This window comes from Streptomyces sp. NBC_00554, from assembly GCF_041431135.1.
Taxonomy (GTDB): Bacteria; Actinomycetota; Actinomycetes; order Streptomycetales; family Streptomycetaceae; genus Streptomyces.
The window spans coordinates 7,365,789-7,385,181 of record NZ_CP107799.1 but is presented as its reverse complement, the minus strand read 5'-3'; the positions used below and the strand labels follow the sequence as shown (position 1 = coordinate 7,385,181).

The 19,393-nt window shown below is 71.0% G+C and carries 16 protein-coding genes; 10 read left to right on the top strand and 6 right to left on the bottom strand.

The features are described from left to right. Positions 1–13: 13 nt before the first annotated feature. Complete coding sequence (locus OG266_RS32505; RefSeq protein ID WP_371550053.1) at positions 14–2,035, bottom strand: hypothetical protein; 2,022 nt, start codon at positions 2,033–2,035, stop codon at positions 14–16. A gap of 380 nt (positions 2,036–2,415) precedes the next feature. On the opposite strand from OG266_RS32505, the gene OG266_RS32500 reads away from it, so the two are divergent. The 3 genes from OG266_RS32500 to sucB all read left to right on the top strand — a co-directional run bounded on the left by OG266_RS32500 (position 2,416) and on the right by sucB (position 7,509). After that, on the top strand, positions 2,416–3,936 hold the full coding sequence (locus tag OG266_RS32500; protein ID WP_371550051.1) for a leucyl aminopeptidase: 1,521 nt from the start codon (positions 2,416–2,418) through the stop codon (positions 3,934–3,936). Between the two features lie 286 nt (positions 3,937–4,222). Beyond that, on the top strand, positions 4,223–5,611 hold the full coding sequence (lpdA, locus tag OG266_RS32495; RefSeq protein ID WP_266464970.1) for a dihydrolipoyl dehydrogenase: 1,389 nt from the start codon (positions 4,223–4,225) through the stop codon (positions 5,609–5,611). 107 nt (positions 5,612–5,718) lie between these two features. Next, a complete protein-coding gene (sucB, locus tag OG266_RS32490) occupies positions 5,719–7,509 on the top strand; it encodes a 2-oxoglutarate dehydrogenase, E2 component, dihydrolipoamide succinyltransferase (protein ID WP_371550047.1) in 1,791 nt (596 codons plus the stop codon). Between the two features lie 56 nt (positions 7,510–7,565). On the opposite strand, the gene OG266_RS32485 is transcribed toward sucB, so the two are convergent. Beyond that, positions 7,566–8,231 carry a hypothetical protein gene (locus OG266_RS32485; protein WP_266464964.1) on the bottom strand — a complete coding sequence of 222 codons (666 nt, stop codon included), beginning with the start codon at positions 8,229–8,231 and terminating at the stop codon, positions 7,566–7,568. Positions 8,232–8,511: 280 nt separating this feature from the next. Between OG266_RS32485 and OG266_RS32480 the strand changes: the two genes are divergently transcribed. The 4 genes from OG266_RS32480 (at position 8,512) to OG266_RS32465 (ending at position 13,956) form a co-directional block, all read left to right on the top strand. After that, the gene (locus OG266_RS32480) at positions 8,512–9,135 is read left to right on the top strand and encodes a GntR family transcriptional regulator (RefSeq protein WP_266464960.1); all 624 of its coding nucleotides are present in this window, start codon (positions 8,512–8,514) and stop codon (positions 9,133–9,135) included. Between the two features lie 294 nt (positions 9,136–9,429). After that, positions 9,430–12,132 (top strand): pyruvate dehydrogenase (acetyl-transferring), homodimeric type, encoded by a 2,703-nt coding sequence (gene aceE, locus OG266_RS32475; RefSeq protein ID WP_371550045.1) that lies wholly within the window; start codon positions 9,430–9,432, stop codon positions 12,130–12,132. Positions 12,133–12,210: 78 nt separating this feature from the next. Next, positions 12,211–13,182 (top strand): YafY family protein, encoded by a 972-nt coding sequence (locus tag OG266_RS32470; protein ID WP_266464952.1) that lies wholly within the window; start codon positions 12,211–12,213, stop codon positions 13,180–13,182. Between the two features lie 255 nt (positions 13,183–13,437). After that, positions 13,438–13,956, top strand: a complete 519-nt coding sequence (locus tag OG266_RS32465; protein WP_266470749.1) for a DUF4240 domain-containing protein — start codon at positions 13,438–13,440, stop codon at positions 13,954–13,956. Positions 13,957–13,988: 32 nt separating this feature from the next. Here OG266_RS32465 and OG266_RS32460 read toward each other — a convergent pair whose 3' ends face one another. Then, positions 13,989–14,222 (bottom strand): hypothetical protein, encoded by a 234-nt coding sequence (locus OG266_RS32460; RefSeq protein WP_371550043.1) that lies wholly within the window; start codon positions 14,220–14,222, stop codon positions 13,989–13,991. Positions 14,223–14,346: 124 nt separating this feature from the next. On the opposite strand from OG266_RS32460, the gene OG266_RS32455 reads away from it, so the two are divergent. Continuing rightward, a complete protein-coding gene (locus OG266_RS32455) occupies positions 14,347–14,487 on the top strand; it encodes a hypothetical protein (RefSeq protein WP_329548079.1) in 141 nt (46 codons plus the stop codon). A 198-nt stretch (positions 14,488–14,685) separates the two neighbouring features. Here the strand turns inward: OG266_RS32455 and OG266_RS32450 are convergent, their stop codons facing one another. Then, positions 14,686–15,603, bottom strand: a complete 918-nt coding sequence (locus OG266_RS32450; protein WP_371550040.1) for a TIGR01777 family oxidoreductase — start codon at positions 15,601–15,603, stop codon at positions 14,686–14,688. Between the two features lie 66 nt (positions 15,604–15,669). On the opposite strand from OG266_RS32450, the gene OG266_RS32445 reads away from it, so the two are divergent. Next, positions 15,670–16,158, top strand: a complete 489-nt coding sequence (locus OG266_RS32445; protein WP_266464942.1) for a GNAT family N-acetyltransferase — start codon at positions 15,670–15,672, stop codon at positions 16,156–16,158. Between the two features lie 20 nt (positions 16,159–16,178). Here the strand turns inward: OG266_RS32445 and OG266_RS32440 are convergent, their stop codons facing one another. Then, entirely contained in the window at positions 16,179–16,865 is a 687-nt protein-coding gene (locus tag OG266_RS32440) for a TetR/AcrR family transcriptional regulator (RefSeq protein ID WP_371550038.1), read from the bottom strand. A gap of 97 nt (positions 16,866–16,962) precedes the next feature. Continuing rightward, positions 16,963–18,147, bottom strand: coding sequence for a MarP family serine protease (locus tag OG266_RS32435; RefSeq protein WP_371550036.1), 1,185 nt, complete (start codon positions 18,145–18,147; stop codon positions 16,963–16,965). Positions 18,148–18,535: 388 nt separating this feature from the next. Between OG266_RS32435 and OG266_RS32430 the strand changes: the two genes are divergently transcribed. Then, positions 18,536–19,249, top strand: coding sequence for a peptidoglycan recognition protein (locus tag OG266_RS32430; protein ID WP_329550267.1), 714 nt, complete (start codon positions 18,536–18,538; stop codon positions 19,247–19,249). Positions 19,250–19,393 lie beyond the last annotated feature (144 nt).

Genomic DNA, 19,393 nt, shown 5'->3' with positions numbered 1-19,393 from the left:
GGGGCGCTGCCCCCTACGGCAGGTTCAGCGTGAGAGCGGACTGCAGGAGCTCAGGCGTGGTCCAGGCCGAGCGCTTGCCCGCGTACGGCGTGCCGAACGCGGCGGTTCCGAGCAGGAGTTGCTTCTTTGTCCCTTCGGGTGCGGTCACCGGGATCTGTGTGCCGGACGGAGCCGTGACGGTGACCTTCGTGCCGACGCGGTACGCCGTGACCTTGCCGTTCGCGACGGCGGCGGCCCAGGCGGTACGGCGCTGGAGTTCGGTGCCGATCGCACTCTGCCGGGGGTTCACCAGCGGGGTGTTGTCGGCGTGCAGCGCCTTGTAGCCGGCGAGCACCTGGTCCAGGACCGGGTACAGGATGCGGCCCTCGGCCAGGTTGGACTGGTGCACGTAGTGCGGGCGCGGGTCGTTGCCGATGGCATGCCCGAGAGCGGTGCGAGCCTCCCGCGGGACGATGTACGACGCGTAGCCGGTGTCGGTGTCCAGCGGCGCCGGCAGGCACGTGGACGTGGCGTTGTTCTCGCAGATGCCGCTGCCGCCGTCGGCCCTGGACGTGTAGATCCAGTTGTACTCGTCGGCCATCTCCTGCGGCGTACCCGTGTTGTAGTACACGTTCATCGGGTAGCGGGGCACGGTCAGCGCACTGCCGACGGCGCGCTGGGCGGGCTCGCGGGAGTTGTCGGAGCCCGTCCACTTGACGCCGTTGGCGGACAGGGCGCCCGCGAGGTTCGGGTTGTCGGCGGGCTGCTGGGGCAGCGTCTTGAGACCCGAGTGCTCGCCGGTCACCAGCTCGGTGCGGTCGGTCGACAGACCGTGCGACTGCGCCCAGTTGTAGTTGCTGGCGATCTCCGCGGAGATGTCGGCCCGGCTCATGTACTGGGTCGAGCCGTCCGCGTTCTTCGCGCAGCTCCACGGCACCGTCGCGGTGTTCTGCACGCAACCGAGGAACTTGTGCGTGTAGGTGTGGTTCATCCAGCGGAACTTGGCCTTGTCGGCGAGCAGTTGGGTGGTGAGGGCGTCGGTGCCGCCGTTCTCGGTCTTCCACTCCTCGCCGGAGCCCGCGTTGAAGACCATGTCGAGGGTGAAGCCGTTGGCCTGCTGCCACTGGGCGGCGTACACCGCGTCGGCCGCGGTCATCCGGATCGGCGCGGCCTCCTCGCCGCCGGTGCCCACGCAGTCGATGTCGCCGGGCGTGCAGTTGCGCTCGGCGTCCCAGCGGGCGTCGGGCGCGAAGACGTCGTCGACGTGGACGGAGAAGTAGTTCCTGCTCTGTCCGAGGTGAATGCCCTGGGTCAGCCATTCGACGATGCCGCGGGCCAGCAGCTTGAACTGCTGCTGGTTCTGGTTGTACGCGAAGGTCACCACGAGTTCACGGCGCCCGTCGTGCGCGTACTGGCCGAGCAGGGTGCCGCCCGTGGGTGCGTCCAGGTAGCTGGTGAACCCGTCCCTCGGGTGGGCCGCGTACCCGTAACTCTCCTGCACCGACGGGTCGTTGTCCTCGAAGGTCAGCGGCCCGTCGAGGTAGCCGAACGGGCCCGCCGTGCCGGCCGCGGTGACCTGGGTCCGCGCGCCGTCCAGCGTGCCGGACCAGCCGCCGTTCTGGTCGGTGTAGTCGAGCCCGACCCCGGGGTGCGCCCAGGTGTAGGCGTCGACCTGCGGGATGCCGTACGTCCTCTCGTACGTCTCCAGGGCGGTCTGCTCGGCCGGACCCAGGCCGAACGGTGCCTCGTTCGGCAGGACGACGCCCTGGTACTTGGCCCGCGGGGTGCCGTTCACCGTGTCGCTCAGGAACGCCGCGTCGATGGTCGGGCGGCCCGGGGTCCCCAGGTCGACGAGGGTGTACGGGATGCCGGTGTTCTTCAGCTCGGCGGTGATGGCGCCGACCTGGCCGACGCCGTTGTCGACGACCAGGACCTTGAGATCGATGCGCGGTGTGGTCGCCGCGGACGCGCCGGGTGCCCCCAGGCCCAGCGCCAGCAGACCGGCGGTCGTCAGGACCGCGGATGCCCGTCTCCATCTGCACGCATGTTGCGTCATGTGTAGCCCTCCCCCTTGAAGATCCCCTTTTGGCCGAACCAGGCCGAACCAGGCCGAACCCAAATGACCTCGGCCTAACTCGGCCGAACCGAGGAGGATCTGTGGAAATGTCGCGAAGCAGTGAGCGTCGCGCCCACCGGAACACGATGAGTGTTACTCAGGTCACCGGGAGTGAGAGGCGAGAAGAGGCCATGACGCCACCAGACGGTGAATGGTCGCAAGAATGAGCGAAACCCGGCCCCGAGCGTAGGCTCGTCACGGGTACTCGCCCGCCCCGGTAGAGCCCGCCCTCAGGGCCGGATCTAGGGTCGATCGTCGGGCCCGGTCGACCCATCCCCACTCGGCCGAAGCAATTTCAACGGAAGCGAGATTTCACCACCGTGACTGCTCTCACTCTCAGCACCGCCGCGGCGTCCGGTCTGCGGGCCGACGCGATCGTCGTCGGTGTCGCGAAGGGCCCCAAGGGTCCGGTCGTCGCACCGGGCGCCGAGGCCGTGGACAAGGCGTACGACGGCGGGCTCGCCGGCATCCTGGAGACCCTCGGCGCCACGGGCGGCGAGGGCGAGGTGACGAAGCTGCCCGCGCCCTCCGGTTTCAAGGCCCCGGTCGTCGTGGCCGTCGGCCTGGGAGCGGTCCCGGAGAAGGACGACACCTACGGCGCCGAGGCGCTGCGCCGCGCGGCCGGTGCCGCCGCCCGCGCCCTCGCCGGTGCGAAGAAGGCCGCGTTCGCCCTGCCGATCTCGGACCCCGCCGACGCCGGTGCCGTCGCGGAGGGCGCCCGCCTCGGCGCGTACGCCTTCGACGCGTACAAGGAGAACGGCAACGGCGCCAAGAACGGCAAGGCCCCGCTCGGCGAGGTCGCCCTGATCGGCGGCAAGCCCCGTGACGCGGCGTACAAGGCCGCGATCGCGCGCGCCACCGCCGTGACCGAGGAGCTCAACCGCGCCCGCGACCTCATCAACACCCCGCCGAACGACCTGAACCCCGAGTCCTTCGCCGCCGTCGTCAGCGCGGCCGGCAAGGAGCACGGCATCAAGGTGCAGGTGCTCGACGAGAAGGCCCTCGAAAAGGGCGGCTACGGCGGCATCCTCGGCGTCGGCAAGGGCTCGGCCGCCGGTCCGCGCCTGGTGAAGCTGTCGTACACCTCCGCCAAGGCGACCAAGCACCTCGCCTTCGTCGGCAAGGGCATCACCTACGACTCGGGCGGCATCTCCCTCAAGCCCGCCGGGCACAACGAGACGATGAAGTGCGACATGAGCGGTGCGGCGGCGGTCTTCGCTGCCGTGGTCGCCGCCGCGCGCCTGGGTCTCGAGGTCAACGTCACCGGCTGGCTCGCGCTGGCCGAGAACATGCCCTCCGGTTCCGCGACCCGCCCCGGTGACGTGCTGCGCATGTACAGCGGCAAGACCGTCGAGGTCCTCAACACGGACGCCGAGGGCCGTCTCGTCCTCGCCGACGCGCTGTGGAAGGCCTCCGAGGAGAAGCCGGACGCGATCGTCGACGTGGCGACGCTGACCGGAGCCATGGTGCTGGCGCTCGGCAACCGCACCTTCGGCGTCATGGCGAACGACGACGCGTTCCGGGCGTCGATCGTCGAGGCCGCGGAGGAGGTCGGCGAGGAGTCCTGGCCGATGCCGCTGCCGGAGCATCTCCGCAAGGGGATGGACTCCCCCACCGCCGACATCGCCAACATGGGTGAGCGGATGGGTGGCGGGCTGGTCGCCGGTCTGTTCCTGCGGGAGTTCGTGGGTGAGGGGATCACCTGGGCGCACCTGGACATCGCGGGGCCCGCGTTCAATGAGGCCGGGCCGTTCGGTTACACGCCCAAGGGGGGTACGGGGTCGGCGGTTCGGACGCTGGTGCGGCTTGCCGAGCTGACCGCGGCGGGGGATCTCGGCTAGCAGTGTGGGGCGACCGCGAGTCCGTCGTGGTCGCTCGCGCCTCTGAAGGGGCGCTGCTGTACGGCCCCGGGTGACAAGTTCACCCGGGGCCGTTTTGTCCCCTCTGCAATCCAGGTGGGACGTGTCACACACCGGCCCGGCGTCTCGCTCGTCGCCGACAAGTGCGAAGATGGGTTCTCGGCAGGACAGGGCCCCCACCACAGGGCCGGAGAAAGAGCGGCCGGACACCAGCCGCCGCCCGGTCACAGTTGACCGGCGTGAGGCGCACATGCATGGAGGACGTGACGTGGCGAACGACGCCAGCACCGTTTTCGACCTAGTGATTCTCGGCGGCGGTAGCGGCGGTTACGCCGCGGCGCTGCGCGGAGCGCAGCTGGGTCTGGACGTCGCCCTGATCGAAAAGGACAAGGTCGGCGGTACCTGCCTGCACCGTGGGTGCATTCCGACCAAGGCTCTGCTGCACGCGGGTGAGATCGCCGACCAGGCCCGCGAGAGCGAGCAGTTCGGTGTCAAGGCCACCTTCGAGGGCATCGACGTGGCAGCCGTCCACAAGTACAAGGACGGGGTCATCTCGGGCCTGTACAAGGGCCTGCAGGGGCTCATCGCCTCCCGCAAGGTGACGTACATCGAGGGTGAGGGCCGCCTCTCCTCCCCGACGTCGGTCGACGTGAACGGCCAGCGCATCCAGGGCCGCCACGTGCTCCTCGCGACCGGCTCCGTGCCGAAGTCGCTGCCGGGCCTGGAGATCGACGGCAACCGCATCATCTCCTCGGACCACGCGCTGGTCCTGGACCGCGTTCCGCAGTCCGCGATCGTGCTCGGCGGCGGCGTCATCGGCGTCGAGTTCGCCTCCGCGTGGAAGTCCTTCGGTACGGACGTCACGATCATCGAGGGTCTGAAGCACCTCGCCCCGCTCGAGGACGAGAACTCCTCCAAGCTGCTTGAGCGCGCGTTCCGCAAGCGCGGCATCAAGTTCAACCTGGGCACCTTCTTCTCGAAGGCCGAGTACACCGCCGACGGCGTCAAGGTCACCCTCGCCGACGGCAAGGAGTTCGAGGCCGAGGTGCTGCTCGTCGCGGTCGGCCGCGGTCCGGTCTCGCAGGGCCTGGGCTACGAGGAGCAGGGCGTCGCGATCGACCGCGGCTACGTCCTGGTCGACGAGTACATGCGCACGAACGTCCCGACCATCTCCGCCGTCGGTGACCTGGTCCCGACGCTCCAGCTCGCGCACGTCGGCTTCGCCGAGGGCATCCTGGTGGCGGAGCGTCTGGCCGGTCTCAAGACCGTTCCGATCGACTACGACGGTGTCCCCCGGGTGACGTACTGCCACCCCGAGGTCGCCTCCGTGGGTATCACCGAGGCCAAGGCCAAGGAGATCTACGGCGCGGACAAGGTCGTCGCTCTGAAGTACAACCTCGCGGGCAACGGCAAGAGCAAGATCCTCAACACCTCGGGCGAGATCAAGCTCGTCCAGGTGAAGGACGGTGCCGTGGTCGGCGTCCACATGGTCGGTGACCGTATGGGCGAGCAGGTCGGCGAAGCCCAGCTGATCTACAACTGGGAGGCGCTGCCGGCCGAGGTCGCGCAGCTCATCCACGCGCACCCGACGCAAAGCGAGGCGCTCGGCGAGGCCCACCTGGCCCTCGCGGGCAAGCCGCTGCACTCGCACGACTGATCAGCGGGCGGCTGACCTTCAGCCACCGGCTGTCCCCAGTCACCGCGTCGAGCAGGCGCGACGACGACCACAGACTTCCGCACCATTCGTAAGGAGCAACAGAAACCATGGCGGTTTCCGTAACCCTTCCGGCGCTCGGCGAGAGCGTCACCGAGGGCACTGTCACCCGCTGGCTGAAGGCAGAGGGCGAGCGCGTCGAGGCCGACGAGCCGCTGCTGGAGGTGTCGACCGACAAGGTCGACACCGAGATCCCCTCGCCCGTAGCCGGTGTGCTCGCCTCCATCAAGGTCGCCGAGGACGAGACGGTGGAGGTCGGCGCCGAGCTGGCCGTCATCGACGACGGCTCGGGTGCGCCCGCTGCCGCCCCGGCCCCCGTCGCCGAGCCCGTGGCCGCCCCCGCTGCCCCGGCCCCAGTGGCCGAGGCCCCCGCGGCTCCGGCCGCCCCCGTCGCCGCCCCTGCCGCTCCGGCCGGTGGCGCCTCCGGTACCGACGTCGTGCTGCCCGCACTGGGCGAGTCGGTCACCGAGGGCACCGTCACCCGCTGGCTGAAGGAGGTCGGCGAGGAGGTCGCGGAGGACGAGCCGCTACTCGAGGTCTCCACGGACAAGGTCGACACCGAGATCCCGTCGCCGGTCGCCGGCGTGCTGCTTGAGATCGTGGTGGGCGAGGACGAGACCGCCGAGGTCGGTGCCAGGCTGGCCGTCATCGGCGCTCCCGGCGCGGCTCCGGCCGCGGCTGCCCCGGCGGCTCCGGCCGCTCCCGCCGCCGCTGCCCCGGCTCCGGTCGCCCCCGCGGCTCCGGTCGCTCCGCCCGCCCCCGTCGCGCCCGCTGTCCCGGCTCCCGCGCCTGCCGCTCCGGTGGCAGCCGCCCCGGCTCCGGTCCAGCCCGCGGCCCCGGCTCCCGCGCCGGTCGCGGCGCCCGCCCCCGTCATCCCGGCCCCGGCTCCCGCCGCGACCTCCGGTGACGAAGGCGCGTACGTGACCCCGCTGGTGCGCAAGCTCGCCGCCGAGAACGGCGTCGACCTGGCCACCGTCAAGGGCACCGGCGTCGGCGGCCGTATCCGCAAGCAGGACGTCATCGCCGCCGCCGAGGCCGCGAAGGCCGCCGCAGCCGCTCCGGCTCCGGCCGCCGCTGCCCCGGCTGCCGCCAAGAAGGCGCCGGCTCTGGAGGCCTCTCCGCTGCGCGGCCAGACCGTCAAGATGCCCCGCATCCGCAAGGTCATCGGCGACAACATGGTGAAGGCCCTGCACGAGCAGGCCCAGCTGTCCTCGGTCGTCGAGGTCGACGTCACGCGGCTGATGAGGCTGCGCGCGCAGGCGAAGGACTCCTTCGCGGCCCGCGAGGGCGTCAAGCTCTCCCCGATGCCGTTCTTCGTGAAGGCGGCGGCCCAGGCGCTGAAGGCCCACCCGGCCGTCAACGCCCGGATCAACGTCGAAGAGGGCACGATCACCTACTTCGACACCGAGAGCATCGGTATCGCGGTGGACTCCGAGAAGGGCCTGATGACCCCGGTCATCAAGCACGCGGGCGACCTGAACATCGCCGGTATCTCCAAGGCCACCGCCGAACTGGCGGGCAAGGTCCGGGCCAACAAGATCACCCCGGACGAGCTGTCCGGCGCGACCTTCACCATCTCCAACACCGGCTCGCGCGGCGCGCTCTTCGACACGATCATCGTGCCGCCGAACCAGGTCGCGATCCTGGGCATCGGCGCCACGGTCAAGCGTCCGGCCGTCATCGAGACGGAAGAGGGCACCGTCATCGGCGTCCGCGACATGACGTACCTGACGCTCTCCTACGACCACCGTCTGGTGGACGGCGCCGACGCGGCCCGTTACCTGACCGCGGTCAAGGCGATCCTGGAGGCGGGCGAGTTCGAGGTCGAGCTCGGCCTGTAACCGAACCGCTTGTGCGATGCCCCCGTCCGGAACTTCCGGGCGGGGGCATCGCATTTCTAGCGCGGCTTCAGCGTCTTGTCCGACCAGCCCCACAGCGTCTCCACCCACACGTTCGGAATGGACAGCTTGGCGGCGGGCGTCAGCCGCTGCGTCCGGTACGCCCTGAGGACGTCGTACGTCGCGTCGAGGCAGTCCCATGAGGTGAGGTTTCCGGTCTTCGGGTCCCTGCCGACGAGGAAGCCGCGCCCTTCGACCTTGCGGATCATCGCCCGGGCGGCCGGCACATCACTGCTCGTGGATCCGGTGCAGCGGTAGCGGCTGTACGGGTGTTCCGACCTGCCGGGGTAGTACGCGTCCCGGGACATGTCGCCGAGCATGCGGGCGTAGGTGCCCTCCGCGTGCCAGGCGCCGATGTCGCCGCCGGGCGGGGTGTGGAGCTTGCCGGAGGGGTTCTCCACCGCGCCGTAGACCCAGCGGTTCGTTCCCGTGATCCGGAAGCCCCAGCCGACGTGCCCGAGCTTCTGTGCGCCGTCCGGCTTGACGAAGACGCAGGCGCCGCCGGAACCGGTGGGCTGCTGGGGCCCCGCCATCCCGACGACGGTTTTCGTACCACCGCCCGGCTCCGCCGCCGCCCCCGTGGCCATCTGCTGGCATCCCGTCAAGCCCACAACCAGCCCTGCCACCACTGCCGCCGTCGCCCGGCGAAGCCCGCGCTCGTTCATGTCATCCCCCTGCTGTGCCCAGGGGCGCTCCTGACGGCGACCCCTGTGCCGACCCCCACGCCGTGCGGGCCCCGCGAGTTCACGGGGTGACACGGCCGTGACACCTCCGCACCGCACCCGGTACGGGTCTTTACAAAGGCGCTCGCTCTGCGAGCGTGTAAGTCTCGTCTCACCTGCGCGAAAGCGCCCCTGTGCGCCTCTCCTCGGCGGCGGCGCGGCCTTATTGTCTAAACGTCAAACGCCCTTGGGGCCGGCACGCCCCCAGTACAAGGAGCACTTCATGACCGCGCCCGTCGTCCACTCGCTGCGCGAACAGATCCGCGAGCACATCGTGGAGGGGATCGTCAGCGGGCGCTGGAAGCCGGGCGAGCGGATCGTGGAGCGGCGGATCGCGACCGAGCTGGAGGTCAGCCAGACGCCGGTGCGGGAAGCGCTGCGCGAGCTGGAGTCGCTGCGGCTGATCGAGTCGGCGCCCAACAAGGGCGTACGGGTACGGAATCTGACCGCGGCCGACCTGGAGGAGAGCTATCCCGTACGGGCCGGTCTGGAGGCCATCGCGGCGGAGCTGGCGGCCGAGCGGCTCGCCCAGGACTGCTCGGCCCTGGAGCCGCACGTCACGGCGCTCTACGAGGCCGACCGGCTGTCCGACGGGACCGGCCAGGTCCGGCACACCGTCGGCTTCCACCGGGAGCTGGTCCGGGCGGCCGGGAACTCGGTCCTCCTGCACACCTGGGAGGGCCTGGGCATCGAGGTGTTCACGGCTCTGTCGATCCGCTGGCTGGGGACCGTACAGCAGTCGTACGCGGAGGAGCACGAGGCCCTCGTGGACGCGTTCCGCCGCCGGGACCCGCTGATCGCCGACCTCGTGAAGGCGCACGTACTGGGCTGCGCGCCGCGCGCCTGAAGCACGCGACACACGCACCGCAGAGCACGCGACACAGCGGAGCGCACCCCCGCTCACCTGGGAAAACCCTTTGAATCCAAGGCACCCCGTGCCTGGCTTGAAGGCACCCCGTGCCGACTTTCTCGATCTGGAGAGGTTTTGCCCTGGAACCCTTTGATCGATCATCGATCAGGGAGTTACAGTCACCCCGGGCTCCCACCAGAGCCCGCCGCCCTGTCCTGCCAAAGACATCAAGGGCACCCGAAAACCCCTTACCGACGAGGGAACCCCCCTCCGCATCCGGAAGGCGGCGCAATGACCGACCCCACCGCTATCCAGCCGAGCGAGCTCGACCAGCTCCCGGACCGCGACCCCGAGGAGACCGCCGAATGGCAGGCCTCCCTGGACGCCGTCACCAAGGCGGCCGGGCCGCACCGTGCCGTGTATCTGATGCGCCGCACACTGGAGCGCGCCGAGGGCAACGGCCTCGCGCTGCCCAAGCTGCTTGAGACCGACTACGTCAACACCATCCCCACCGCCGCCGAGCCCGTCGCGGACGGCGACCAGGCGATGGAGAACCGGATCACCGCGTGGAACCGCTGGAACGCGGCCGCGATGGTGACCCGGGGCAGCAAATACGGCGTCGGCGGCCACATCGCCACCTTCGCCTCCGCTGCCTGGCTCTACGAGACCGGCTTCAACCACTTCTTCAAGGGCAAGGAGGGTGACGGGTCCGGCGACCAGCTCTACATCCAGGGCCACGCCTCCCCCGGCATCTACGCCCGCGCCTTCCTCGACGGCCGGCTGACCGAGCACCACCTCGACCACTTCCGCCGCGAGTCCGGCGGCGACGGTCTGCCCTCGTACCCGCACCCGCGCCGCCTCCCCTGGCTGTGGGAGTTCCCGACGGTGTCGATGGGCCTCGGCCCGCTCTCCGCGATCTACCAGGCGCGCTTCAACCGCTACCTCACCAGCCGCAACATCAAGGACGTGTCCGCGTCCCACGTGTGGGCGTTCCTCGGTGACGGCGAGATGGATGAGCCGGAGTCGACGGCGGCACTCGCGCTGGCCTCCCGCGAGGGTCTGGACAACCTGACCTTCGTCATCAACTGCAACCTGCAGCGCCTCGACGGCCCGGTCCGCGCCAACTTCAAGATCGTGCAGGAGCTGGAGGCCCAGTTCCGCGGCGCCGGCTGGAACGTCATCAAGTCGCTGTGGGGCAACGCCTGGGACGAGCTGTTCCGGCTCGACACCACGGGGGCGCTCGTACGACGGCTCCGCGAGGTGCCGGACGCCCAGGTGCAGACGTACCAGACCCGCGACGCCGCCTACATCCGCCAGGACTTCTTCGGCAAGGACCCGGCGCTCGTCGCGATGGCGCAGCTGCTGAGCGACGACAAGATCCTCGAGTGTTTCCACCTCTCGCGCGGCGGTCACGAGGCGAGCAAGGTGTACGCGGCCTACAAGGCGGCCGTCGAGCACAAGGGCGCGCCGACGGTCATCCTGGCCCAGACGGTCAAGGGCCACACCCTGGGCGAGGGCTTCGCGTCTAAGAACGCCAACCACCAGATGAAGAAGCTGTCGACGGACGAGTTCAAGCAGATGCGTGACCTGCTCGAACTGCCCATCTCCGACAGCCAGTTCGTCGACGGTGTGGTGCCTTACGGCCACCCCGGCGCCGACTCCCCCGAGGTCCGCTACCTCCAGGAGCGCCGCGCGGCCCTCGGCGGCCCGGCCCCGGCCCGCCGTACGCACGCGCTCGCGCCGCTGCCCGCCCCCGCCGACAAGACGTTCACGTCCTTCGACAAGGGTTCCGGCTCGCAGAACGTGGCCACGACCATGGCGTTCGTACGCCTGGTCAAGGACCTGGTCCGCGACAAGCAGACCGGTAAGCGCTGGGTGCCGATCGTCCCCGACGAGGCGCGCACCTTCGGCATGGAGAGCCTCTTCCCCTCCCTCGGCATCTACTCGCCCAAGGGCCAGACGTACGAGCCGGTCGACCGCGACCAGTTGATGTACTACAAGGAGGCCAAGGACGGCCAGATCCTCAACGAGGGGATCACCGAGGCCGGTTCCATGGCGGACTTCATCGCCGCGTCCACCGCGTACTCCACGCACGGCGAAGCGATGATCCCGTTCTACATCTTCTACTCGATGTTCGGCTGGCAGCGCACGGCCGACCAGATGTGGCAGCTCGGCGACCAGCTCGGCCGCGGCTTCCTGGTCGGCGCCACGGCAGGACGCACGACGCTGACGGGTGAGGGCCTGCAGCACGCCGACGGCCACTCCCCCGTCATCGCGGCGACCAACCCGGCGGCCATGTCGTACGACCCGGCATTCGCGTACGAGGTCGCGACGATCGTCAAGGACGGTCTGCGCCGCATGTACGGCGAGGCGGCACCCGGCGAGGACCCGAACGTCTTCTACTACCTGACGGTCTACAACGAGCCGATCCCGCAGCCCGCCAAGCCGGCCGGACTCGGTATCGACGAGGGCATCGTCAAGGGCCTGTACCGCTTCAACACGGCCGAGTCGGCGGGGCTGTCCCCGGCCGCCAACGCCGCGCGCATCCAGCTCGTCGGCTCCGGTACGGCGATCCACTGGACCCTCGCGGCGCAGAAGCTGCTCGCCGAGGAGTGGGGTGTGGCCGCCGACGTGTGGTCCGCGACCTCCTGGACCGAGCTGCGGCGCGACGCCCTGGACGCCGACGCGGCGCTGCTGCGCGGCGAGGAGCGGGTGCCGTTCGTACGCCAGGCGCTGCACGGCGCGGAGGGCCCGGTCCTCGCGGTCTCCGACTACATGCGCCAGGTCCCGGACCAGATCGCGCAGTGGGTCGAGCAGGACTACTCCTCGCTCGGTGCCGACGGCTTCGGTCTGTCCGACACCCGTGACGCCGCCCGCCGCCACTTCGGTGTCGACGCGGAGTCGATCGTCGTCGCGGCACTCGCGCAGCTCGCGCGCCGTGGTGAGGTCAAGGCCACCGCGGTGAAGGAAGCGCGGGAGCGGTACGGCCTGTAGTTTCCGCAGTTCTGAGGCGAAGGGGTACGGCGATTGCCGTGCCCCTTCGCTGTCGGCGGGGAGCGGCATCATGAACGTATGCGCGCTGCCCGCCTGATCAAGATGGTGCTGCTGCTCCAGTCGCGGCCGTCGATGACCGCCGCCGAGCTGGCGCGGGAGCTGGAGGTGTCCGAGCGGACGATCACCCGGGACGCGCAGGCGCTGTCGGAGGCGGGGGTCCCGGTGTACGCGGACCGGGGGCGGGCCGGCGGGTACCGGCTGGTCGGCGGGTATCGGACGCGGCTGACCGGGCTGGCCCGGAGTGAGGCGGAGGCGCTGTTCCTGAGCGGGGTGCCGGGGGCGCTGCGCGAGATGGGGCTCGAGGACGCGGCCTCGGCGGCCCGGCTGAAGGTGTCCGCGGCGCTGCTTCCCTCCCTGCGGGACGCCTCGCGGACGGTGGCGCAGCGGTTCCATCTGGACGCGCCGGCCTGGTTCAGCGAGCCCAAGGCGCCCGAGCTGCTGCCCATGGTCGCGGACGCGGTGTGGGACGACCGGCGGATCACCGCGCGCTACCGGCGTGGGAAGGCCGAGGTGGAGCGGGCCATTGAGCCGTACGGGCTCGTGCTGAAGGCGGGCGTCTGGTACCTGTGCGCGCGGGTGCCGGAGGCGGGGTCCTTCCGGGTGTACCGGATCGACCGGTTCACGGCGGTGGACGGCGCCGCGGACCGCTTCAGCCGGGAGGAGGGGTTCGACCTGCCGGGGTTCTGGGCGGAGCGGGCCGAGGAGTTCGCCCGGTCCATCCTGCGGGCGGAGGTCGTCGTACGGCTGTCTCCCGAGGGCGTACGACGACTTCCGTACGTCGTCGATCCCGCGTCCGCTCGGGAGGCACTGTCCGTCTCCGGGCCGCCGGACAGCGGAGGCCGGGTGACCGTCACCCTCCCCGTCGAGTCCGAGGAGGTCGCCCATTCGCAGCTGACGGGGCTCGGGGCGGAGGTGGAGGTGCTGTCGCCGGCGGCGCTACGTGAGCGCTTCGCTGGGGACGCGGCTCGGTTGGCCTCCCTTTACCGGTGACCGCGCCTTTGGGCACCGATCCCCGCCGCTCCGCGACGGCTCTCCCACCCACCCACCCGACTCGCCCCGCCTCCCAGCACCCTTCTCCGCCGCTCCGCGACGGGTCTCCCACCCACCCGCCCGTCTCGGCCCGCTGACACGGCTCCCTCGAAAATCCGCCCGAACCCGGCGGTTTTACCTTCGGCATGTGCACGCATAACAATCTGCGGCACTCCACGTGCGTCCCTCCCGTCCAGGCCCGATGCTTGACCCGTGATGGACGAGACGGAGTTCTGGGAGCTGGTGGACGCGACCCGTGAGGGCGCCGAGGGCGACCCCGAGGAGCAGGCCGACCTGCTCGTCGAGCGGCTCCTCCAGATGGACCCGGACTCGGTCCTGGACTTCGCCCGGCACTTCGAGTCCCGCTACAACCGCGCCTACCGCTGGGATCTGTGGGGCGCGGCCTGGGTACTGCTCGACGGTGCCAGCGACGACGCCTTCGACTTCTTCCGGTGCTGGCTGATCGGCCAGGGCCGGGAGGTCTTCGAGGGCGCGCTGCACGACCCGGACTCGCTCGCCGATCTCGTGGACGACTTCGACGAGGAGATCGACGGCGACGGCGAGGAACTGGGCTACTCGGCGGACGAGGCGTACGAACAGCTCACCGGCGTCGTCGCCCCCGACCTGGGCATTCCGCCCGCGCCGCCCGAGCCGGAGGGCACACCGGTCGACTTCGAGAACGAGTCGGCGCTCGCGGATCGCTATCCGAAGCTGTGGGAGCGGTTCAGGGGCTGAACCGCTCGGCCGCCGACCTCAAGCCGCCGGCCTCAGGTGGCCAGAGTCTTCCGGCGGCCGGTGTCCGAGGGGATGTACGCCTGCGTCTGGTCGAGCTTCACCGCGTGGTACATCGGCGCCGCGTTGGCCTGGTCCAGGGCCGACGCCGTGACCGCGGCCGGCCCCAGGACGACCGTCACCATCGCGCAGACCACCGTCCACGGACCGCGCGCCGCCCTGGCCCAGCCGGCACCCTTCTCCGGGGTTTCCCTACGACTGCCGCTCATGATCCCCACCTCCAGTCAGTGCGTACGACGACGGTAGGACGCCCGGCTCTGGGAATTCTGTGAACCACCTGCGGCATGGCTGTGGTTGTGGTTGTCGCGGTGGTTCCGGATGTGCCGTGAGGTCGTGACCGACCTGTATAGCGAGGCCAGTTGGTACACCGCCGAGCACCTCAACCACTCCGCGTACGCGGTGTTCGACGACGCGGCGATACCGGCGGGGGCGGCGGTGCTGGCGGAGATGGCGTTGGGGCGGGTGCGGGCATAGTTTTTTCGCCCCCTCCGCCCCTACCCGTCCCGTTCCCGGGGCTCCGCCCCAGACCCCGCTCCTCAAACGCCGGAGGGGCTACCCCCTAGCCCGTCCGGCGATTGAGGACGAGGCCGTCCAGGCCGAAGCGGGGGTCTGGGGGCGGCAGCCCCCAGGAGCAAGGGACGGGTAGGGGCGGAGGGGGCGATAAAACCCTCCTCACCGCAGCGCCGCCCGCAACGCCCCCTCGATCGTCGGAAACGCGAACGTGAAGCCCGATTCAAGAAGCCGCGTGGGAAGCACCCGCTGGCTGCCGAGGATGTCGTCGGACATGCCGCCGAGGGCGAGGCGGAGAAGGGGCGCCGGCGTCGCGAGGACGGTGGGCCGGTGCAGGACGCGCCCCATCGCCTCGGTGATCTCACGGTTGGTGAGGGGCTCCGGGGCCGTCAGGTTGAACGGACCCGACAGCGACTCGGTGTCGATGAGGTGCCGGATCGCGGCCACCTCGTCGTGCAGCGAGACAAAGCTCCAGTACTGACCGCCGGACCCCATCCGCCCCCCGAGCCCCGCCTTGAAGAGCGGGAAGAGCTTCCCCCAGGCCCCGCCCTTGCGGGCCACCACCAGCCCCGTACGGACGAAGACCGTGCGGACGCCCGCCTCCTGGACGGCAGCCGTCGCCCCCTCCCACTCCACGCAGAGGGAGGAGAGGAACCCGTCCCCGGCCGGCGCCGACTCGTCCACCGCCCGCCCGTCGGTGTCCCCGTAGAACCCGATCGCACTGCCGTTGACGAACACCCCCGGCGGCGAGTCGAGCGAGGCGACCGCGTCGGCCAGCGTCTTCGTGCCGAGCACCCGGCTGCGGCGGATCTTCTCCTTGTACGCCTTGGTCCAGTACCGCGAAGCGACCCCCGCCCCGGCGAGGTTGACCACCGCCGCGCACCCCTCAAGACGCGCCGCGTCGAGCCGGTGGCCCTCCGGATCCCACTGGACCTCGTCCTTCCCGCCGGGCGCCCGGCGGACAAGGCGGATCACCTCGTATCCGTCCGAGGTCAGGGAACGCGCCAGCGCCGACCCGATCAGACCGGACGCACCGGCGATCGCGACGCGGGAACCGGGGGCAAGGCGTGAGTCACTCATGGGTCCATAGTGCCGCGCCCGCCGGCGATTCAGAGGGCCGGGTGGGGCCGCCGTAAGGTGATCCTCATGCCGGTTCCGCATATACGTTTCGCCACCTTCGACGACGAGGACACGCTCGGCCGACTCGACCGCGTCACCTGGTCCCCGCTGCACGCCGTCACGCCGCGCCCCCGTCCGCCGTACGAACCCTTCTACAACGAGCGGTTCGGGCCGCGTGATCACCTCGTCGCCGAGCTCGGCGACGATGTCGTCGGCTACATCCGGCTGGGGTTCCCGACCCCCCTCCCCTGCAACTCCCACGTGCGGCAGATCCAGGGCCTCGCGGTGGCCGACGAGGCGCGCGGTGCCGGGGTGGGGCGGGCGCTGCTACGGGCCGCGCAGGAGGAGGCGCGGCGGCAGGGGGCCCGGCGCATCACGCTGCGCGTGCTGGGGCACAACACCCCGGCGAGGAAACTCTACGAGTCCGAGGGGTTCGTGGTGGAGGGGATCCTGCCGGAGGAGTTCCTGCTCGACGGCGCGTACGTGGACGACGTACTGATGGGGCGCCATCTCTGACCGTGGGGTGCCGGCTGCAATCAGCCCTCCCCTCCCGCTCTGTCTCCCCCTGCCGGACTCCCGGCCAGCAACGGGCGCATGCCGCCCATGAGTTGACGCAGGCAGCGCACCGCCAGTTCGGCCGGGGAGCCCGGCCCCCGTACGTCCGCGTCCGTCTCCGCCCAGGCCTCCAGGGCGACCCTGATCGCGTCCGTGGCCACCGCGGCGGCGAGGCGGGCCTCCAGGGGGTCCGCCCCGATACCGGCGAGGCGGGTCACCACCGGGATCAGCTTCTCCTCGGAGTCCTGGTTGACGCGGTACCAGACGGCGCGCAGGGCCGGGTCGTCCACAGCGGCCCGGAGCAGCGCGCGGGTCAGGTTCAGGCCCTCGGCCGCGTGCTTGTCGGGGCTGGACAACGCCTCCTCGATCGCCGTCTCCAGTGCTTCGGGAAGCGCTGTGCCCGGTTCTGTCGCCGCGAGCAGGTCGCGCCAGTGGTCTCCGCCGGCGGAGAGCAGCGGGCCGACGGCGTCCTGCTTGTTGCGGAAGTACCGGTAGAAGGTGCGCAGCGCGACTCCGGCGCGGCGGGCGATGTCCTCCGCCGTGGTGCCGTCGGGGCCGTACTCCATGAAGAGTTCCGCCGCCGCGCGTGCGATGTCGAGCTGGGTCGCCGCTTTGCGTCGCTCGGTCAGGGAGCGGGCGGGCGGTGCGGGGGACGGCTGGCTGCTCACCGGAGAAAGGGTACGCCCGGAATCGGTGCGGGGGCGCTTTACGCCGACATGGCAAAACGTGCCACAGGGGCGTAACGCCGACCCCGGCTCCTGAGTGTCAGGAGGCGATGAGGTCGCCCGTGTCCACCGCCGCCGTGGCGTTCGCCGCCTGCCGGGCGTCGCCCGCGACCTCGTCCGCCGTCAGGACGTAACCCGTCTCGTCGTCGGAGGTCGAGCGGGCGAAGACGACGCCGTACACCTTGCCGTCGGTGGTGAGGAGCGGGCCGCCGGAGTTGCCGGGGCGGACGGTGGAGCGGATCGAGTAGATCTCGCGGGTGACGGTGCCCGTGCTGTAGATGTTCTGGCCCGTCGCGTCGATCCGGCTCGCGACCGTGGCCGCCTGGAGGTCGAGCCCGCCGTCCTGCGGGTAGCCCGCCACGACCGCCGAGTCGCCGCGCGTGGCGGTGTCGTCGAAGGGGAGCACGGGCGCCTTGAGGCCCGGGACGTACAGGACGGCGACGTCCTTCTGCGGGTCGAAGAGCACCACCGTCGCCTCGTACGCACGGCCCACGCCGCCCACCCGGACGGTCGGCTCGTCGATGCCCGCCACCACATGGGCGTTGGTCATCACGTGCTCCGACGTGTAGACGAAGCCGCTGCCCTCGCGGCCCTGGTTGCCCGAGACGCCCTCGACCTTCACCGTGCTCAGCTTGGCGGCGTTCGTCGCGGTCGCCGTGACACTGTCCCCGGAGGGCTTCGCGACACCGGCCGCCGGCTCGTTCTCGAAGGGGTTGAAAACCTGCGGGAAGCCCGCCTCCGTGAGCGCCGAGGTCGCGCGCGAGAACCAGGTCGGTGTGGTCTCCGGCATCGCGTCCTGTACGGCGCCAAGCAGCGCCGAGTTGCGGATCGACTGGGTGACGACGGCGGACGAGGAGGCGCCCAGGACGCTCGCGGCCACCCAGGCCACAAGGAGCACGGCCACCGTGTTCGCCGCGGCTCCGCCGATTCCGTCGGCCACCCGCAGCGGCCCGCGGTCCAGCTCGCGGCGCAGCTTCAGCGCCAGCCGTCCCATCAGCTCGTGGCCCACCACGGCGGGCACGAGCACCGTAAGGACGGCCGTCACCGTGGCCCCGGGTGTCCCCGGCTCCACCAGGTCCATCATCCACGGCAGCACCCATACGCCGATGACGGCGCCGCCCACGAAACCGGCCAGCGAGACACAGCCTGCGACCAGGCCGCGACGGTAGCCGGACGCCGCGTAGGCCAGGATCACCAGCAACAGCAGGAGGTCGAGCAGGTCCACGGGGCCGCCTTTCTCTCGGGCCCCCTAGTACGCGTGACGCGGGCCCAGTGATCAGGCACGCGCACGTGCCTGGACCTCTAAAAACGTCCCGGACCGGGCCGATGGTTCCACGAAGGTTCCACCGGGTGGCACAACACACATCGCGGGGGGCGCGGTTCCGGGTCAGGGTGAGTGCATGCGTGTCTTCCGGAAGACGCGGGGGGCACGAATACGGGGCGGGGGGCGGGCGAGGCGTGCGGTGCGCCGGCTGCCTCTGTCGTCCCTGTCCCTGTCGCGGGGGGATCGGCCGCGGAGTGCGCGGTCCCGCGGCGGGTGGTCGCCGCGTGCTCGGTCACGGAGGGTGCGGCTGCCGCGGGCGGCTCTCGTCGGGCTGGCGTGCGTGCCCGGGATGATCGCCGTCCTGCTCCTTGTCGTGTGCGCCGTACGGGTGGGTCGTACGGGGGACCGTCCCGCGCGGCCGCCGGTCGCCGCCCGGCCCGCCGTGGTCCACCCCGCGGCCAAGCCGCCCATCGTGCCGCGGTCGCGGTGGCTGGACGCCGAGAGCACCCACGACCAGCCGCCCGCCCGTTACGACGACCGGGTCGTCGCCGTCTTCGTCCACCACACCGACTCGCCGAACGGGTACGACTGCGCCGACGCGCCCCGCATCATCCGCTATCTGTACGCCGGGCAGACCGGTGCCCGGCAGTGGGACGACATCGGGTACAACTTCCTCGTCGATCGCTGCGGCACGATCTACGAGGGCCGCGCGGGGGGTGTCGACCGGCCCGTCACCGGGGCGCACGCGCAGGGCTTCAACCATCGCACCGCCGGGGTCGCGGCGATCGGTACGTTCACGGCGGGTACGCCGGTGCCGCGGGCGATGACCGATGCGATCGCCGCGCTCACCGCGTGGAAGCTCGGACTCTCGGACGTCGATCCGCGTGCCACGGTCCGGCTGACCTCCAGCAACAACCTCGCCCGGTTCGCCGCCGGGACGTCCGCCGTGCTGCCCACCCTGGCCGGCCACAACGACGGCTTCATGACCAGCTGCCCGGGCGCCGCGCTGACGGCCCGCCTGCCGGCGATACGGGAACTGGCGGCGCGCCTTCAGGGGCGGTGAGCAGATTTTCAGCCCCTCCGGCGTTTGAGGAGCGGGGTCTGGGGCGGAGCCCCAGAAACAAGGGACGGGTAGGGGCGGAGGGGGCGAAAAACCCACCCCGGGCCCGCCCGCACGCACCCCCATGCGACCGTGCACGGCCCCCGC

What these genes read in the sequence shown, in the direction of transcription:
- OG266_RS32505 (WP_371550053.1), bottom strand. Translation starts at nt 2,035, where the DNA reads ATGACGCAACATGCGTGCAGATGGAGACGGGCATCCGCGGTCCTGACG.
- sucB (WP_371550047.1), top strand. Translation starts at nt 5,719, where the DNA reads ATGGCGGTTTCCGTAACCCTTCCGGCGCTCGGCGAGAGCGTCACCGAG.
- OG266_RS32485 (WP_266464964.1), bottom strand. Translation starts at nt 8,231, where the DNA reads ATGAACGAGCGCGGGCTTCGCCGGGCGACGGCGGCAGTGGTGGCAGGG.
- OG266_RS32480 (WP_266464960.1), top strand. Translation starts at nt 8,512, where the DNA reads ATGACCGCGCCCGTCGTCCACTCGCTGCGCGAACAGATCCGCGAGCAC.
- aceE (WP_371550045.1), top strand. Translation starts at nt 9,430, where the DNA reads ATGACCGACCCCACCGCTATCCAGCCGAGCGAGCTCGACCAGCTCCCG.
- OG266_RS32470 (WP_266464952.1), top strand. Translation starts at nt 12,211, where the DNA reads ATGCGCGCTGCCCGCCTGATCAAGATGGTGCTGCTGCTCCAGTCGCGG.
- OG266_RS32465 (WP_266470749.1), top strand. Translation starts at nt 13,438, where the DNA reads ATGGACGAGACGGAGTTCTGGGAGCTGGTGGACGCGACCCGTGAGGGC.
- OG266_RS32460 (WP_371550043.1), bottom strand. Translation starts at nt 14,222, where the DNA reads ATGAGCGGCAGTCGTAGGGAAACCCCGGAGAAGGGTGCCGGCTGGGCC.
- OG266_RS32450 (WP_371550040.1), bottom strand. Translation starts at nt 15,603, where the DNA reads ATGAGTGACTCACGCCTTGCCCCCGGTTCCCGCGTCGCGATCGCCGGT.
- OG266_RS32445 (WP_266464942.1), top strand. Translation starts at nt 15,670, where the DNA reads ATGCCGGTTCCGCATATACGTTTCGCCACCTTCGACGACGAGGACACG.
- OG266_RS32430 (WP_329550267.1), top strand. Translation starts at nt 18,536, where the DNA reads ATGATCGCCGTCCTGCTCCTTGTCGTGTGCGCCGTACGGGTGGGTCGT.